Consider the following 17,194-nt stretch of genomic DNA (forward strand, 5'->3'; position numbering starts at 1 on the left):
ATAATAACCTTTAATAATCAATACCTTCCTTTAGGAACGTAGCTTTGCCTACCTAATTAGAAGTAGTTGACTGGTAGGCCGAATAGACAAAGACGAAGATACAGAAATGAAAAAGACCACAGCAATGTTCGTTGAACAAGCACGGGCTTTTCATAACGGAAAATACGGTTATGAAAATTTCGTGTATACCAACGCCAAAGCCAAAAGCCTGATAACATGCCCAATACATGGCGACTTTGAACAGCGAGCAGATGCTCACCTAGCGGGTAGAGGTTGCCCTAAATGTGCAGGTAAAGAAAAACAAACAATCAAAGAGTTTGTGATAAAAGCCAAGACAGTACATAAAGACAAATACGATTACAGTAAGTTTGTCTATCGTGGTTCACTTGAGAAAAGTACCATTATTTGTCCACACCATGGTGAATTTGAACAGCGCCCTAATTCGCATTTAGCGGGCAAAGGCTGTCCAAGTTGCTCTCGTTCTACGCCTTTAACGCAAGCGCAGTTCATTGAGCGTGCTTACGCTATTCATCATGGCAAATATTATTATGATCGCTTCGTCTATGCCGGAGCATTAACAAAAGCGACCATTACTTGCCCATTACACGGCCCTTTTGAACAGCGGCCCGATACACACTTACGTGGTGCTGGCTGTCCTGCCTGTGCAAAAAACAATCGTACAAAAACCACGTCAGATTTCATTAGCCAAGCACTACGATTACATAATAAACGTTATAGCTACGAGAATTTCGTGTATGTAAACGCGAGAACAAAGGGGAAAGTGACCTGTGCGCTACACGGCACATTCGAACAGCTTCCCTTTAATCACTTAGCAGGTAACGGTTGCCCCCAATGTGCTGCGCAAAGTCGTCCTAGCTTCACTGGTAGTCGGTTACAGCCATTCTTCTTGTGGTTGCTAAAACCTTTATTGACCCACACGCCCCACTTTCACACTTTATTCTTGCATCACCCTGTATTTCATCATGCAGTGACTCGATTGATTTAAGTAACACATCAAACTACCAGTTTCACTGCACTGAGATGTCATTCGCAGTTCTCTGAATTGAAAAAGCACTAACCCCAGTTGTTCTTTAGAATGCGGTGCTAATTATTTTAGGGAACTGCCAGCCAATGCAAAATTCAAAGTTTCAATGTTTAAGCAAGCGAAATAAAGCTAAGCGAGATAATTGCTTAAAGCGCGTGGATGTCAATGAAGTTGACATGTATGTACTTGATGAGAAAGGTTTCATTGCTCTTTGGATTTCGTCAATGAAAATGCAAGGCTTAAGTGATGTTCAGATTGAAGCTAAGGCAACAGCTTTGGGAGTTGCTGGTTTTATCGCGTCTAACGGCAGTGCAATGCACGACATAAAAAACTTCTATCTGCTAGCAAATGATTTAAAAAAAGGTGGCTCAATATTAAGCAAGTACGAAGTCACGAAAAATGGCAGTAAGAGCTACATCAAGTTCAAAGGTAATCATAAACTAAGAAATATAATAAAAGGTACACGTTACCTGTCAAGTAATGCCAAAGTCATTACCTTAGGCATTGGTAAAGCAGGTATGCGAGCATCTGCAAAAGCAGGAGTTATAGTAACTGTTATCTATTCTGTGGCATTTCGGACTCTTGAACTTGCTTTAACAAAGAACTATTCAGTCGCCAATTGGGTATCAAATGTGAGTTCTGATTTAACAATGGCCGCAATTGCCACTGTTATTGGATTAATTGTAGGAACATCAGTGATAGCTTCAGGTATTGTTGTTGCCCCTATCTTTACTCTTGGAGTAGTTACATTTATTTCTGGGTGGTTACTAGATTACTTGAACGGACGATACCTCATCAAGAATAAAATAGTTAACGCACTTAATAACTACCTCGACCAACAAGCAAAACTTAGAGTCGATAACGCAATACACAGAGGGTTAACTAACAAAGCTACGCAAAGTTTACACATCAATACTCATGGACTAATGTTCTAATGCAAAAAGTAATGCATACCCTATTTGTCATAGCCTTATGTGCTATCTTGAGTTTTTTTTCAGCTTTTCGGCTTTACGAATATCTATCATTAGAGACCATTGAAATTCAATTAGATCTCGGTTATGAAATCATTTTTATAGACCCAACCTATATGTTAGGTATTTGTGGCTTAATTACGATGCCATTCCTACTTACATATATTATTTGGACTCATATATTGGGTAAAGATGGTTCTGGCCGTATGGGTAAGGCATTATGCGTACTGTTTGGTATTGGTTTGCTTTTCGCTATTCCAGGTCAAATTATCGAACATCAAAGACAAAAGAGTATCGCTCGTGAACATGGTTTCGTTGATTGCCCTTCATTTACGTTGCTTTCAAGCACTCATATCGTTGAAGCTATGGTCAAAGATCCTCAATACTGTACAGATGACGAGATCACTAACATAGCTAAGTATGGCTACTTTCGTGAACTGTCTGAAGTAAATGCGTATGTAGATAAGGTGTATAATATTGAGTCTCCCCAACCCGCTACCGATATCTAATTAGCGCAGTAACACATTCAGTGTGATTGATTTAAAACACGCATAAAAAAGCCGACTCTCGTCGGCTTAATTTATATCTATCTACTTACTGCAAGTAGCATTCTACACTTCATGCAGCATGTGCTTGGTCAATTATAATCCAAGCGGTGCTAAGTTGATGTACTTAGACAAATCGCGCTTTTTAATACTCGGCATGTATGGGATTTCGCCTAGTTTAGGTGCACCTAGATTATCTTCCATCATACGAATGATTTCCGCGTAATTCTCTGTACCCGGATTAATTCGGTTCGCGACCCAACCCACAAGCTCTAAGCCGTCGTTACGGATTGCTTCTGCCGTTAGAATCGCATGGCTCATACAACCAAGCTTCACGCCAATAACCAAAATAACAGGTAACTTCTCTTGTTTTACCCAGCTAGAAAGATAATCGGTACGTGAAACAGGGACACGCCAGCCACCCGCACCTTCAACTAATACCGCTTCAGACTTCGCTTTTAGGGCTTCGAGGCCCGCAGAAATCACTGGGAATTCAATCACACGGTTTTCTTGCTCTGCAGCTAAGTGTGGTGACACCGCCGCTTCAAAAGCATAAGGGTTAACTTCGTCGTACTCTAGTTCAACAACAGAGGCTTCTTGAATGTACAACGCATCAGAATTACGCATGCCTTCATCTGTTTTTACACTGTCTGACGCTACTGGCTTATAACCTGCCATCTTGATATTCGCGCTAGCCGCAGCTTGTAGAATTGCGCGTGTGGCAACCGTTTTACCGACTTCGGTATCGGTTCCTGTCACAAAGAAAGCGTTAGTCATTAATTATTACTCCAAAACAGACTTGATAGGTTGCTGGCAGTTGGCCTTTCTCATCTCTAAACTCATCGTAAGCGCGTTCTAAAGCCTGAATTGTCTTGCGACTAGCTAAGCCTGCTTTGCGTTCTCGCTGCAGATGCGTCGCCCCTATCCCTTTCAGGTCTTTCATGAGTTCAACTGCCGTATTATATTTCACTGTAATCGGAAGGAATTCTAGGGTATCGATTTCGCCCCCCGCTTGCGCCAGCGCAAGTTTTACCGCCTTTTGCGAAAGAAAGTGGTTCACATGTTGATATTGATCAACCTGCTGCCACGCATAACGAAGCTCACACAATGAATTTTCTGCCAATGTGGTGAATAAAATACACCCACCTGGTTTGACCACACGTCGTAGCTCTTTTAAAGGTATTGATAAATCAGTACACCACTGTAACGCCAAAGAGGTATATGCAACATCAAAGCTACTATCAGAAAAAGGGAGCTTTTCTGCGTCCCCCTGTTGATAAGTGATTTGGTTACCACAGCGCTGTTTCGCCTGTTCAAGCATCTGTGACGATAAATCTATCGCACAAACATCAAAGCCACGATTGGCGAGTTGCTCTGAAAAATACCCAGTGCCACACCCAACATCGATCAATTTACTCCCCACAGGCATCAATGTAGGGAGTTTTTCCAAGAGTTGGTAGCCAACAAGTCGCTGAAAAGCGGCGGATTTATCATAATTCGCAGCCGCTTTACCAAAGGCCGCCGCGATAGCCTCTTTATCAGCATACTGATTGTGTTCTAACTGGCTGGCTGACTCTGGGGAATTAATAGCTAACACCGCTTTTGCAACATCAGTCATACATCACCTCATTGATTGTTGTTGCTAGGTATTTAACATCTTCGATGTTATGGCTAGCTGTTAATGTAATACGTAATCTCGCGCTGTTCACCGGCACTGTTGGTGGGCGAATTGCACTTACCCAACACCCTCTTTGATTCAACATTTGCGAAAGCTGCATTGCTTTTTCACTGCTACCGACAAGCAAAGGTTTAATTGGCGACTGGGTATTGTTAAAGGCAATAGCATCATCAAGCACATGTTCAAATTCTGCGCTTAAGTGCGCCAGTTTTTCGCGTCGCCATTCATCTTGTTGAATGAGTTCACATGCGGTTGAAAGTGCATAAGCTTGCGCGGGAGGCATGGCGGTTGAATAGATAAAATGACGCGCAAACTGTACAAAGTACTCAGCCGTTTGTTCATTGCATAATACGGCAGCACCTTGTAAACCAAAGGCTTTACCGAAAGTGACAATAAGAATATCGGCTTTAATATTGGCAAAATCGCAGCTTCCGCGGCCTTTTTCTCCCAATACACCACAACCGTGCGCATCATCCACCATTAGCCAGGAAGAAGATGACTGCGTTGCTTTTGATATATCAGCCAAAGGAGCCAAATCACCATCCATACTGAATACACCTTCCGTTACCACCAAAGATGCTTGATCTACTTGTTGAGTGAGTAACTGACGTAAATGCGCGACGTTATTGTGCTTAAAACGCTTCATATTGGCAGGCGATAACATGCCCGCTTCTATTAGTGATGCATGGTTAAGTTTATCTTGCAGCAAGCTATGGGTTTTATTTAGCAAGGTAAACAGCACAGCTTGATTAGCACTAAAGCCACTGTTAAACAGTAACGCTCTGTCATAACCTAACCATTGTGCGAGCTGTTGTTCTAATTGTTGATGGGGTTTATTAAAGCCAGTGACAAGTGGCGATGCCCCACTACCCGCACCATAACGTTGCAACCCTTGTTGCCACGCTTGCAATAAACGCGGCTCTTGCGCTAAACCAAGGTAATCGTTTGATGAAAAGTTCAGTAACATTTTTCCTTGGTAATTCACCTGTTGCGCTATACGTTCAAGGCACTCACGCTGGCGATATAAACCCTGTTGTTGGCGGTCTGCCAGCGCTTGTGTGATGTGTTCGTTAAACTGTTGCATCGTAAAACAAATCATCTTTACTTGGACGCGAAGCCACACGCTCTGCCACACGATCAAGCAATTCATGCTCTTGGATTTGATCCGGTTTTGCTGCTTGCTCTTGGCTGTTAATACCTAATTTAGCAAACAACTGCATGTCTTTGTCTTCACCTGGGTTCGGCGTAGTAAGCAGTTTACAACCATAAAAAACCGAATTAGCACCCGCCATAAAGCACAGCGTTTGCATTTGCTCATTCATGTCTTCACGTCCAGCTGAAAGGCGAACTGCAGATTCAGGCATAATGATACGTGCAACCGCGACAATACGAACAAAGTCGAATGGGTCTACGTCATCCACGTTTTCAAGCGGTGTCCCCTTCACTTTCACCAACATGTTGATTGGAACACTTTCAGGGTGAGTCGGTAAGTTCGCCAGTTCAACTAGCAGTGCAGCACGGTCACGTGAGCTTTCACCCATGCCAATAATGCCGCCCGAACAAATTTTCATACCTGAATCACGCACATGACCAAGTGTATCTAAACGATCTTGGTAAGTACGGGTCGTAATAATGCTGCCGTAATATTCAGGTGATGTATCTAGGTTATGGTTGTAGTAATCCAAACCCGCATCAGCCAACACATTGGCTTGATCGCCCGTGATCATGCCCAGCGTCATACAGGTTTCTAACCCCATATCCTTTACCCCACGGATCATATCCAAGAGGTAAGGCATATCGCGTTCTTTCGGGTTTTTCCACGCAGCCCCCATACAGAAGCGAGTAGCACCAGACACTTTTGCTTTATTTGCAGCCTCAAGTACTTGTTCTACTTCCAGCAAGCGTTCACGCTCTACATCAGTGCGGTAGTGTGCACTCTGCGGGCAGTATTTACAGTCTTCAGGGCAAGCACCTGTTTTGATCGACAGCAAGGTACTAACCTGAACTTTATTTGGTTCGTGATATTGGCGGTGTATCTGCTGCGCTTCAAACACTAGATCCATAAATGGCTTATCAAATAAAGCTTGAACTTCCGCGACGGTCCAGTCGTGTCTTACTTCCACGTGTATAACCTCTTTCTTTAGCAATTGGGTACGATTTTTTACGTACCATTTTGCACAATCGACATGCTTAACTGCTTGTTATTATTCTGATACCAGCTCTAGTGACTGACATAACAAACGCGCCAGTAAATCTATTTCTATGAATAATTTTACTTACTGTAATGCTTGGCTAGTCTACGTAGACTTAGTAGACTGTCAACTAACAACAAACACCAAGGTTTACATCTGTGCAAGAATTAACCAATAAAATAGATTTAGAATTTGATCAACAGCACATCTGGCACCCCTACACCTCCACGCTAAACCCTCTTCCTTGTTACCCTGTCACAGGTGCAAATGGTGTTTATCTGGAATTAGAGGATGGTAGGCAGATTATTGATGGGATGTCTTCGTGGTGGTCAACCATACATGGCTATAACCATTCGGTTCTGAATGGCGCTGCAAAAGCACAAATTGATAAAATGTCGCATGTGATGTTTGGCGGGATCACCCACCAGCCAGCAGTAGATCTGTGCCAAAAGTTAGTTGCGATGACACCAGCGCCACTTCAACATGTTTTTCTTGCGGATTCAGGGTCTGTTGCCGTTGAAGTCGCCCTAAAAATGGCACTGCAATATTGGCACACTAAACAAGAACGTCGCCCTAAATTTCTGACGGTACGTCATGGCTACCATGGGGATACTTTTGCTGCAATGTCAGTAACAGATCCTGATAACTCGATGCACAGTTTGTATAAAGGTTTCTTGCCTGAGCACATTTTTGCCGACTCTCCAGAATGTGGTTTCTTCGATGAATGGTGCGAATATGATATTTCTGATTTTCGTGATCAAATTACCGCACATCAGACTGAACTAGCTGCAGTGATCCTTGAACCTATCGTGCAAGGTGCTGGCGGTATGCGCCTTTACCACCCAACGTTCCTCAAACGTGTCCGCGAACTGTGTGATAAGTTTGGCATACTCTTAATCGCTGATGAAATCGCAACAGGGTTTGGACGTACAGGGAAATTATTCGCTTGTGAACATGCAAACATCAGCCCAGATATTATGTGTGTGGGCAAAGCGTTGACAGGTGGATACATGACGCTATCGGCTACTTTGGCAACTAAGCATGTTGCTGATACTGTATGTGGCGGGGATGCGGGCTGTTTCATGCATGGGCCCACTTTTATGGGTAACCCATTAGCCTGTGCAGTTGCCAACGCCAGTTTATCAATACTGCAAGAAGGCAAATGGCAACAACAGGTATTGGCAATAGAAAAACAACTTGCGGTTGAATTAACAGAAATTAGCCACCTAAGTGCCGTGAAAGCTGTACGCTGGCTTGGCGCAATTGGTGTGGTTGAATTGCATCAAGCTGTCGATATGGCCAGTATTCAGCAAGCATTTGTAGATGCTGGTGTCTGGATTCGCCCATTCGGGAAACTTGTGTACATCATGCCACCTTTTATTATTACGCCAGAGCAACTTAGTAAACTCACTTCTGCTATTTTTACTGTGCTTTCTGCATCAGAATAACGCCATTATCGAAAAGCAGACAAATTCCTACATTTGTCTGCTTATACTAAACCCAAAGCTACACAATGATCGTTAAATAATAATAATTCGTACTAGAACGTATATGCGTTCTCTTTGAGTACCAGTGATTCAATCTAGCCCTATAAAGCACACGGATAGGTCAATAATAACTTGCTAGGTAAATGACTGTTCTCGCGATATATGCCGCTACCTATTGGCAGGCATTATTAACGTCAGTAAGGGTTATATGATGCAGTTACCCCTATTCCCCCTTAAGCTATACCTACTACCTGGTGGGATAAGCACGCTTCGAATATTTGAACCTAGGTATGTCCGATTAGTCAAAATGGCGATGGCATCTAATGAAGGTTTTGGCCTTTGCATGCAAACCGATGACAACCTTTGTCACTTTGGTTCACGCGTTGTTATTACCGATTTTGATCAAATGCCCGATGGCTTCTTGGGTATCACTGTACGTGCTATCGATAAATTTGTGATCAATCAGCATTGGACAGAAGATGATGGTTTGATCATGGCAACGACGTCAATTATCCCCAATTGGACTCCCACCGAAATAAAATATATCGACCGTGATTTATCTAGTGGGCTTCAAATGCTATTTGAAGAATACCCTGAACATGCAGCGCATTATCCTCACCCAGATTTTGAAGATATGGCATGGGTATGTCAGCGTTGGCTCGAGATTTTGCCTATAGGTACAGAGCAAAAGCAATGGTTTATGAGTCGCAGCGATCACAAGGCTGCATTGTCCTTTCTACACTCAGTTATAGACGAAGAATTAAAAAGATAAGTGATCCATTCCTAATTCCGCTACGTAAATCTCAATACATGTTCGTGGAAGTGTTTCTTAACAGAGGCATTATTGAGATTATGTCATTAACAAATTACTATCATACTCAATCTAATCGACCTCAACCTCGGGCTAGAGTTTCAATGGATGAATTGAGTATTGAGAAACAAAAAGAACTGCTTGCCAATATCGCATTGCACCGTGATAAGTCTTCGTTCGCTGTTATTTTTTCACATTTCAGCCCAAAAGTTCGTATCTACGGATTGAAGTACTTAAAGCAAGAAGCGGTTGCAATGGAGCTTGTCCAAGAAACAATGATGAAAGTGTGGCGCAAAGCCCATCTTTTTGATGGCTCGAAAGGAGCCGCATCAACATGGATTTACACCATCATGCGTAATCTTTGTTTTGACATGCTCCGTAAACAGCAATCAAGCAGAGAAGATAATTATAGTGACGATTTATGGCCTATTTTTGAAGAGCGGCTCGCAAGCCACACAGATGAACAAGCCAATGCAACCTTGAGTGACGAGTTGCTGGTTTACATAGAGACCTTGCCCGAAGCACAGCAAGTAGTGGTGAAGGAGATTTATTTAAACCAACGATCTCATCAAGATGTCGCCGACCAGTTAGGCGTTCCTGTGGGAACAATTAAGTCACGATTGCGTCTTGGGTTACAAAAGTTACGAGGGCAATTGGAGAATAGCGATGATTAAACATCACCCGCATGCAGCGTTAATGCAAGACTACGTGGAAGGTAAGCTACCGCTATCACTTTCAATTGCGGTCTCTGCTCATATTGAGCTATGCCCATGCTGCCAACAGCAAGCCGATAAACTTACCACGCAAACAGCCATGCGCTCTTGGCGTGACGCCGAAACACCGACGGAGCCGAAAAGTGCTGTAGCATCTGCCGAAGCTGAATTTGATCTGCAAGCCAACTTTGATGCGATGTTTTCTGACATTGTAGAAAATGAAACAGCAGAGCCAATAGTGCATACACCGGTTGAAGTTACGACCGTGGAATGTAAAGGCTCGCGCTACCCACTACCACGTGCGCTTCGTAGTTTCGATGGTTTAAATTGGCATGGATTAGGTAAAATTACTCGTGCCCGTTTACCACTTGAAGAACAAGAAGTACGCGCAAGCCTGCTTCATATTGATAAAGAAGGCACAATTCCAGCACATACGCACAAAGGCTACGAATTAACATTACTATTGGCAGGCGAATTCAGTGATGAGAATGGTGTATATCACGCTGGCGATTTTATTTGGCTAGATGCCTCTAACCATCACACCCCTGAAACCAAAGAAGGGTGTCTGTGCTATACAGTGGCAAATGCCCCGCTGCACTTTACTCAAGGTGTTAGCCAACTGCTAAATGGGATAGGTAAAGTCATTTACTAAGCTAAATCGATTCAACCTAATTAGGCTTGCCCAAAAACACCGAGTGATCACTACTCGGTGTTTTTTGCATTGTCGGCTCCCTCTGCTTGTGCTCCCTGTTCTTACCATCCCCCCTACGCATTTTCACCTTGTAATAAAAGTTCAAAACCACATAAAAACGCCCTAAATGTAGTTTTATTACACCACTTATTTTCAGCTAAAATTGAACTTCACGCAGAAAAGCACGATTTCGCTAAATCCACACTCTTAATGCCGCTATTTCATTAGGTCATTCATACAAAATCATTGTTTCCAATAGTGCTCCAATTGACTTTTATTAGATTTACCCCAGCAAACATAAGCCATTGATTTAAAACAAAGCAAAGTGAATATTGGAATTTAACATTTCATTACCAATCACACATTGGTGATTTGTCTGATGAAATCACCAAATAAAAAGCATAGCGAACTGTATTTTCATACTTACAATATTCTTCCCACGACGTCGTAGAAATCGAAACACCAAGAAAAATTCACGAAAGTTACAACATTAATAATTACAAAATCGACTACCGCTTTAGTGCACACAACACTCGGCATGGATAGTCACGATAGAGTGGAATACAGCATGTTAAACCTTGTTATTTCGGTAGTCCCTATCTTGCTACTGATATGGATGATGACCAAAAAGAATGCATTGCCATCGCACATCGCGTTACCGGTGACGGCATTATTAATTGGTGCCCTACAACTTTTTTACTTTGGTTCAGATGTCACCTTACTTAGCGCCAATATTGTCGCAGGGATGTTATCTGCCATTACCCCAATTTCTATTATTGCGGGCGCCATTTTATTAAACCGAACAATCGCCCTTTCAGGCGCTGAAGATGTTATTCGCCAATGGCTAGAAACCATCAGCCGCAACCAAGTTGCACAGCTAATGATTATTGGTTGGGCATTTGCTTTTATGATTGAAGGTGCATCAGGTTTTGGTACACCCGCGGCCATCGCTGCACCTATCCTAGTTGGTTTAGGCTTTAATCCACTTAAAGTCGCAATGTTAGCGCTGGTGATGAACTCTGTTCCCGTTTCTTTCGGTGCCGTTGGGACGCCAACATGGTTTGGCTTCGGCAATTTAGGGCTAAGCGACAGTGAGCTACTTGAAGTCGGTCGTAATTCAGCACTAATGCATGCTATTGCTGCCTTTGTCATTCCTGTATTGGCATTGCGCTTTGTGGTTAGCTGGCAGCAAATTCGTCGCAATATGCTGTTTATCCAATTGAGCATTCTTGCTTGTACTGTGCCTTATATCCTATTTGCACAATGGAACTACGAGTTCCCATCCCTGATTGGTGGTGCTATTGGTTTAGCGGTATCAATTGTTCTTGCCCGTTACAAGGTGGGGTTAGAAGAACCTGAAGCCGATACACAACATAAGACAACACACATTCCGTTTGGTCAGATTGTAAAAGCAATGAGCCCAACTTTGATGTTAATCGTCATCTTAATTGTTACCCGTATTCAGCAATTAGGCATTAAAGGCATGCTAACCGATGCAACGCCAATGCTTAACTTGAACTTAGGTTTCTTGGGTGATTTGTCTATTAGCCAAGCGCTAATCATCAAACTGAGTAATATTCTAGGTACTGAAACCGCATGGGCTTACAAAACATTGTACGTGCCTGCATTAATCCCTTTCTTCTTAGTTGTGCTGATTTCAATCCCAGTGTTCAAGCTACCAAAGGCTGTGGTTAAGCAAGTATTTAGCGAAACAGCTAGCCGTATCAAGATGCCGTTTATCGCATTAGTGGGCGCATTGATTATGGTGAAGTTCATGATGATGGGTGGCGATAATTCGCCAATCATGACAACAGGACGCGCGTTCTCTGATTTAACAGGTACAAACTGGCAGTTCTTTGCTTCTTACCTTGGTGCACTAGGGGCATTTTTCTCTGGCTCTGCCACGGTATCGAACCTGACTTTCGGTGGTATCCAACAAACCATCGCCCACACCGTTGGCTTACCCGACACGACTATTTTAGCCCTACAGTCTGTTGGTGGCTCTATGGGTAACATGGTGTGCATTAACAATATTATTGCGGTATCTACAATCTTAGGGATAGCGAATAAAGAAGGTTACATCATTAAGCGTACCGTTATACCTATGGTGCTTTATGGTGCAATTGTTGCGGTAGTGAGTGTGTTTATTTAATAAAGACTCGCTACAAGCGCAGCATTCGGAGCGATTAGGAACCAATCCGTACCCATAATAATAAGAAGAAACATCAGTAACACAATTAGAGACACACAATAAACGGCCTCGCATCAGGGGCCGACTTTTAGTCCATCTCGATACGTTCTTATACTTGTATAGATAGGTCAGTATCGAGATGGGTATAAACAGACAACGCTAAGCGTTGCCAGAATCACTATACGGTAGCAATGCTGCCAACTGGAGCAATGTATGAAGGTTAACTTCTTTGTCACCTGTCTATGCGACACGGTAAAAGCTGAAGTAGCTAAAAAAACAGTCCTGTTACTCGAACAACTTGGCTGCGATGTTATTTTCCCTGAGCAACAAGGTTGCTGTGGTCAACCTTCTCTCAATAGTGGCTATATCGACAGCAGTAAACCTGCAATGAAAAACCTTATTCGCGCATTTGAGTGTAATGATCTACCGATTGTGACCCCTGCAGGCTCATGCGCAGCATCGGTAAAACGTTACCCAGAATATCTGGCTGATGAACCAGAATGGGCGGAGCGTGCGCAGAAAGTTGCGGATCGTCTGTTTGAATTAACCCAATTTGTCGTAAATACCTTAGGTGTTGAGAACGTTGGCGCCCGTCTTGAAGGACGTGGTGTATATCACCCGTCGTGTAGCTTAATCCGTAAATTGAACGTTCGTGAAGAACCACTCAAGCTGCTCGCGAATGTCGAGGGTTTAGAGTTGCTACCGATTGAGAACCAAGAAACCTGTTGTGGGTTTGGCGGAACCTTCTCTGTGAAAATGGCCGAAATTTCTGGTGAGATGGTCAAAGAAAAGGTCCATCACATCTCAGCGGTAGAACCTGATTTTCTTATCGGCGCAGATGTTAGCTGCCTAATCAACATTGGTGGCCGTCTTAACCGTGAAGGTAAACCCGTTAAAGTAATGCACATTGTTGATGTGCTGATGAGCCGCTAAGGAGATCACACATGTCGATGAAAACCAGCAATGTAAAATTTAAAGATCGTATTAAAGTCCAAATGAAAGATGACTTTATGCGTAAATCTGTCGCCAATGCCCAAACCCGTATGTACGCCAACCGCCAAAAAGCGGCAGACAAACTTGGCAACTGGGAAGAATGGCGCGAAATGGGGATGGATATTCGTAACCATGTTCTAGAGAACTTGGATTACTACCTGCATCAACTGAGCGAAAGTGTCGAAAAAAATGGCGGTCAGGTCTTCTTTGCCCACACCGCAGAAGAAGCCACTAGCTATGTAGAAAGCATTATTCAGGCAAAAAATGCCAAAAAAGTCGTTAAGTCTAAATCCATGGTAACGGAAGAAATTAACCTCAACCATGTAATTGAACGTAACGGCTGTGAAGTAGTAGAAACCGATTTAGGCGAATATATTCTTCAAGTCGATGACTGCGATCCCCCATCGCACATCGTTGTGCCAGCCCTGCACAAAAACCGCTACCAGATCCGTGATATTTTCCAAGATAAAATTGGTTATCAAGGCAGTGAAGACCCTGAAGAATTAACCCGCTACGTGCGTGATTACATTCGCCACGATTTTCTTGAAGCAGACATTGGTATTACTGGCTGTAACTTCGCCGTGGCAGATTCCGGCACAGTTACACTCGTCACTAATGAAGGTAATGCTCGTCTTGCGACTAGCTTACCCAAAACACATATCGCGGTAATGGGGATGGAGCGTATTGTTCCTACCTTTGAAGAGCTGGATATTGTTATCAGCCTCTTGTGCCGCAGTGCTGTTGGCTTGCCGCTAACTGGCTATGTCACCGCACTAACAGGTCCGCGCGAAGATGATCAAACTGACGGCCCTGAAGAGTTCCATTTAGTGATCGTCGATAACGGTCGCTCAGATATATTAGGATCAGAATTTCGCGACATTCTACGCTGTGTGCGTTGCGCGGCTTGTGTTAACACTTGCCCTGCTTACCGCCATATTGGTGGTCAATCTTACGGCTCTATCTATTCTGGCCCAATTGGTGCTGTTTTGTCACCGCTACTGGGTGGCTACGATGATTTCAAAGATCTGCCTTATGCCTGTAGTTTGTGTAAGGCCTGCCATGATGTATGCCCAGTAAAAATTCCACTTTCAGACCTGCTACTGAAACACCGCCAGAAAATGGGTGAACAGAAAGTCACACCATTGGGCGAACGTGCATCTGTTGGTGTATTCAATTTCATTAATGCTCGACCAATTCTATGGGATACCACCGTACGCGTGGGTGCCACAATGGCCAGCGGCCTAATTCGAAATGGTAAGTTACCCGTAAATATGGGTGCGATTAGTGAGTGGACTGAAGCGCGCGATTTACCTACACCAGACGGTCAATCTTTCCGTAGCTGGTTCAAAAACCGTAATTAACGAGGAGTGGCAATCATGAGTCAAATTCATAATCGCGACAGTTTCTTAGATAACATTGCAGAAAAACTAGGCCGCCCTCGCCAAATCGAAGCGGTTGAGCGACCAGCACTGAAATACACCTGCCACCAAGAAGTGATGGCAGATTACAGCCTAGATGAACTAAAAGCGGCACTAGTTGATTACACGCACACCGCATTAGGTGCGCATGCTGTTGAAACAACACAAGCTGATCTTACCCAGACATTGGCGGCGGTATGTGAAAAATACTGTGAAGATGAAACACAAGATGCAGACGCTCCGGCTAAAGTGGAAGAAACGGTAATTTCAGCCGACCCGCGTTTATTAAACTTAATCGATGTAGAGCAGCTAAAGACTGACACTCACCATGTCCACGTCTGGAACCCAGAACTCGGTTACGCACCTAACATTGAAGTGGCTGAACGCGCAAAGGTAGGCGTGGTATTTGCCGAACAAGCCTTAGCTGAGTCTGGCACTATGGTGCTTTACAGCAACCCAGCACAAGGCCGTGCAATCAGCCTACTACCTGAAGCATCCGTGTTTGTTGTACCTAAAAGTACTTTGGTGGCGCGCTTAACCCAAGCAACCGCCAAACTACACGAGAAAGCGCAAAAAGGTGAACGTATGCCATCCTGCGTTAACTTCATCTCTGGTCCTAGTTCAACAGCCGATATCGAGTTAATCAAAGTGGTTGGTGTTCACGGCCCTATTTATGCGACTTACGTGATTATCGACGACCTATAAGTCAAATCAATAGTTAAAGAGTCAAGGCTATGCTTCAATTGGAGCATGGCCTTTTTAGCTTTATACTACTTTCCTATATACCTGATTTATCACTATCACCATTAACGAGTTCTTTTATGCCTCAAATCGACGATTTAGTGTTATTTACCCAAGTGATCGAGCATGGCTCTTTTAGCAAGGTCGCGGAAATAAACAAAATAACTAAATCGGTCGTCAGTAAGCGCATCAGTAAGTTAGAAAATGAGCTTGGTGTACAACTGATTTACCGCACAACACGAAAGTTGACGCTGACAGAACCCGGTTCTGTGCTGTTCCATCGTGCCAAAGAAATCAATCAAGTGGCACAATCCGCCTTTGATGCTGTCACTGGCTATAGCGAAGCACTATCAGGTAATATTCGAGTTTCTGTTCCCACCATTTCAGGCGAACTTCTACTGGCTGAAGCCTTGTCCGATTTTTGCCAAAGTCACCCAGGCTTAACTGTCGAAATGTCGATGGATAATCACTTCGTTGACTTAGTATCAGACAACTTTGACCTTGTTATTCGTACTGGCTACTTAGAAGATTCCAGCCTCATTGCTCGCCATATCTTCAACTCTCGTTGGATGATTTGTGCCTCGCCAAATTATATTGCGCAATTTGGCTTACCTGAAACCCCCAAAGGTTTGCTACACCACAATTGCTTGGGTTATACCCAGCAAAGTACCGGGCCCTTTGATTGGTTATTCATCCGTAACAATAACGAAAATTACACTTTAAAAGTTGCAGGTAATTTTGCCTCAGATAATGCAGCAGCATTGAAAAAGGCGGCACTCAAGGGTAACGGGATTGCCTACCTACCCACCTGTTTAATTTATGATGAATTACAACGCGGTGAGCTGATTGAAGTCCTGCCAAAACACTCGGGAAAAGTAGTTGGTATTTACGCAGTTTATCCTTATACCAAAAAACCATCTAAACGAATTCAGGCCTTAATTGAGCATATTCGTGAACGCTACATGGGGATTAAAGAGCGCTTTTAATGCCATGATTACGAGCTAACCTCCACTGTCGATCTGAATCATGACTGCATCAGGTCGCCAGTACTCAAACTCGCAATCAATAAGCTCGCCGTCTTGCTTGTAGTTTACCCGGCATATTTTCATTACAGGCTGGCCTTCGGCTAAGTTCAGTGCTTTGGCGACATGAGCAGGTGCTGCGGTTGGAATCACGTCAAAGCGTGAACGTTGTGTTTCATAACCGTATTTTTCTCGATAAAGTCGCGTCAATGACAGTGTCAGATCCTCTGCCAATATATGGGGAAACAATGCGGCTTTTAAGCAATTTTCAACAAATAATACAGCTCTCCCATCAATATACCTCAAGCGTTCAATAACATGGATTTGCACCATTTCCTGAAGATCGAGTGCTTTAGCATAGTCACCTACCGCCACTTCGGTGCGAATATTCAGCAAGCGGGTTTCAGCACTCCTATGCTGTTCACTAATCATGTGATGAAAGTGACTTCGTGACAGCGGGTTATAGCAGATTCGATCGGGCGATACATACCAGCCACGCCGCTCCTCGCGATAAATAAGCCCTTCGGTTTCTAACGACACTAATACATCTTTAATGGTGATACGTGTTGTTGCAAACAGTTCACTTAGCTCTCTTTCAGAAGGTAGTTTCTGTCTTTGGCTGATCAAACGTGACTGCATTTGCTGGCGAAGAATCGTTTTTATTTTTCCTAGCTGTGTATTTGCGTGTGTGCCCAT

General features: G+C 43.5%; 17 protein-coding genes. 12 read left to right on the plus strand and 5 right to left on the minus strand.

All coding sequences use genetic code 11. The features are described 5' to 3' along the window. Positions 1 to 106 precede the first annotated feature (106 nt). From ASV53_RS04055 to ASV53_RS04065, 3 genes are all read left to right on the plus strand, one after another. Positions 107 to 1,006, plus strand: coding sequence for a DUF723 domain-containing protein (locus tag ASV53_RS04055; protein ID WP_189337819.1), 900 nt, complete (start codon positions 107 to 109; stop codon positions 1,004 to 1,006). Between the two features lie 125 nt (positions 1,007 to 1,131). Further along, positions 1,132 to 1,980 carry a hypothetical protein gene (locus ASV53_RS04060; protein WP_094956197.1) on the plus strand — a complete coding sequence of 283 codons (849 nt, stop codon included), beginning with the start codon at positions 1,132 to 1,134 and terminating at the stop codon, positions 1,978 to 1,980. Next, entirely contained in the window at positions 1,980 to 2,525 is a 546-nt protein-coding gene (locus ASV53_RS04065) for a hypothetical protein (protein WP_094956198.1), read from the plus strand. The genes ASV53_RS04060 and ASV53_RS04065 overlap by 1 nt, the downstream gene beginning before the upstream one ends. Positions 2,526 to 2,657: 132 nt before the next feature. Here ASV53_RS04065 and bioD read toward each other — a convergent pair whose 3' ends face one another. Genes bioD through bioB form a run of 4 tightly spaced genes read right to left on the minus strand, consistent with a single transcriptional unit; the run spans position 2,658 to position 6,362 of the window. Next, positions 2,658 to 3,338 (minus strand): dethiobiotin synthase, encoded by a 681-nt coding sequence (bioD, locus tag ASV53_RS04070; RefSeq protein WP_094956199.1) that lies wholly within the window; start codon positions 3,336 to 3,338, stop codon positions 2,658 to 2,660. Continuing rightward, on the minus strand, positions 3,331 to 4,179 hold the full coding sequence (gene bioC / locus ASV53_RS04075; protein ID WP_094956200.1) for a malonyl-ACP O-methyltransferase BioC: 849 nt from the start codon (positions 4,177 to 4,179) through the stop codon (positions 3,331 to 3,333). Before bioC ends, bioD begins: the two co-directional genes overlap by 8 nt. Further along, complete coding sequence (gene bioF, locus ASV53_RS04080) at positions 4,172 to 5,323, minus strand: 8-amino-7-oxononanoate synthase (protein WP_094956201.1); 1,152 nt, start codon at positions 5,321 to 5,323, stop codon at positions 4,172 to 4,174. Before bioF ends, bioC begins: the two co-directional genes overlap by 8 nt. Next, a complete protein-coding gene (gene bioB / locus ASV53_RS04085) occupies positions 5,310 to 6,362 on the minus strand; it encodes a biotin synthase BioB (RefSeq protein ID WP_062688818.1) in 1,053 nt (350 codons plus the stop codon). Before bioB ends, bioF begins: the two co-directional genes overlap by 14 nt. Positions 6,363 to 6,589: 227 nt before the next feature. On the opposite strand from bioB, the gene bioA reads away from it, so the two are divergent. From bioA to ASV53_RS04130, 9 genes are all read left to right on the plus strand, one after another. After that, the gene (gene bioA, locus ASV53_RS04090; protein ID WP_094956202.1) at positions 6,590 to 7,879 is read left to right on the plus strand and encodes an adenosylmethionine--8-amino-7-oxononanoate transaminase; all 1,290 of its coding nucleotides are present in this window, start codon (positions 6,590 to 6,592) and stop codon (positions 7,877 to 7,879) included. A 247-nt stretch (positions 7,880 to 8,126) separates the two neighbouring features. Further along, complete coding sequence (locus ASV53_RS04095) at positions 8,127 to 8,690, plus strand: LON peptidase substrate-binding domain-containing protein (protein WP_315972481.1); 564 nt, start codon at positions 8,127 to 8,129, stop codon at positions 8,688 to 8,690. A 143-nt stretch (positions 8,691 to 8,833) separates the two neighbouring features. Continuing rightward, positions 8,834 to 9,403, plus strand: coding sequence for a sigma-70 family RNA polymerase sigma factor (locus ASV53_RS04100; protein WP_083540834.1), 570 nt, complete (start codon positions 8,834 to 8,836; stop codon positions 9,401 to 9,403). Beyond that, positions 9,396 to 10,094, plus strand: a complete 699-nt coding sequence (locus tag ASV53_RS04105; RefSeq protein ID WP_094956203.1) for a ChrR family anti-sigma-E factor — start codon at positions 9,396 to 9,398, stop codon at positions 10,092 to 10,094. The genes ASV53_RS04100 and ASV53_RS04105 overlap by 8 nt, the downstream gene beginning before the upstream one ends. Positions 10,095 to 10,701: 607 nt before the next feature. After that, the gene (locus tag ASV53_RS04110; protein ID WP_094956204.1) at positions 10,702 to 12,285 is read left to right on the plus strand and encodes an L-lactate permease; all 1,584 of its coding nucleotides are present in this window, start codon (positions 10,702 to 10,704) and stop codon (positions 12,283 to 12,285) included. Positions 12,286 to 12,537: 252 nt separating this feature from the next. Continuing rightward, positions 12,538 to 13,257: a (Fe-S)-binding protein gene (locus ASV53_RS04115; RefSeq protein WP_062688807.1), complete on the plus strand. Its 720-nt coding sequence runs from the start codon at positions 12,538 to 12,540 to the stop codon at positions 13,255 to 13,257. A gap of 11 nt (positions 13,258 to 13,268) precedes the next feature. Next, positions 13,269 to 14,678 carry a LutB/LldF family L-lactate oxidation iron-sulfur protein gene (locus tag ASV53_RS04120; protein ID WP_094956205.1) on the plus strand — a complete coding sequence of 470 codons (1,410 nt, stop codon included), beginning with the start codon at positions 13,269 to 13,271 and terminating at the stop codon, positions 14,676 to 14,678. A 15-nt stretch (positions 14,679 to 14,693) separates the two neighbouring features. Next, positions 14,694 to 15,440: a LutC/YkgG family protein gene (locus ASV53_RS04125; RefSeq protein ID WP_094956206.1), complete on the plus strand. Its 747-nt coding sequence runs from the start codon at positions 14,694 to 14,696 to the stop codon at positions 15,438 to 15,440. 116 nt (positions 15,441 to 15,556) lie between these two features. Beyond that, positions 15,557 to 16,462, plus strand: a complete 906-nt coding sequence (locus tag ASV53_RS04130) for a LysR family transcriptional regulator (RefSeq protein ID WP_094956222.1) — start codon at positions 15,557 to 15,559, stop codon at positions 16,460 to 16,462. A 15-nt stretch (positions 16,463 to 16,477) separates the two neighbouring features. Here ASV53_RS04130 and ASV53_RS04135 read toward each other — a convergent pair whose 3' ends face one another. After that, on the minus strand, positions 16,478 to 17,194 hold the full coding sequence (locus ASV53_RS04135; protein WP_094956223.1) for a UTRA domain-containing protein: 717 nt from the start codon (positions 17,192 to 17,194) through the stop codon (positions 16,478 to 16,480).

Origin of the sequence: Photobacterium sanguinicancri, assembly GCF_002265265.1 — a bacterium.
GTDB lineage: Bacteria > Pseudomonadota > Gammaproteobacteria > Enterobacterales > Vibrionaceae > Photobacterium > Photobacterium sanguinicancri.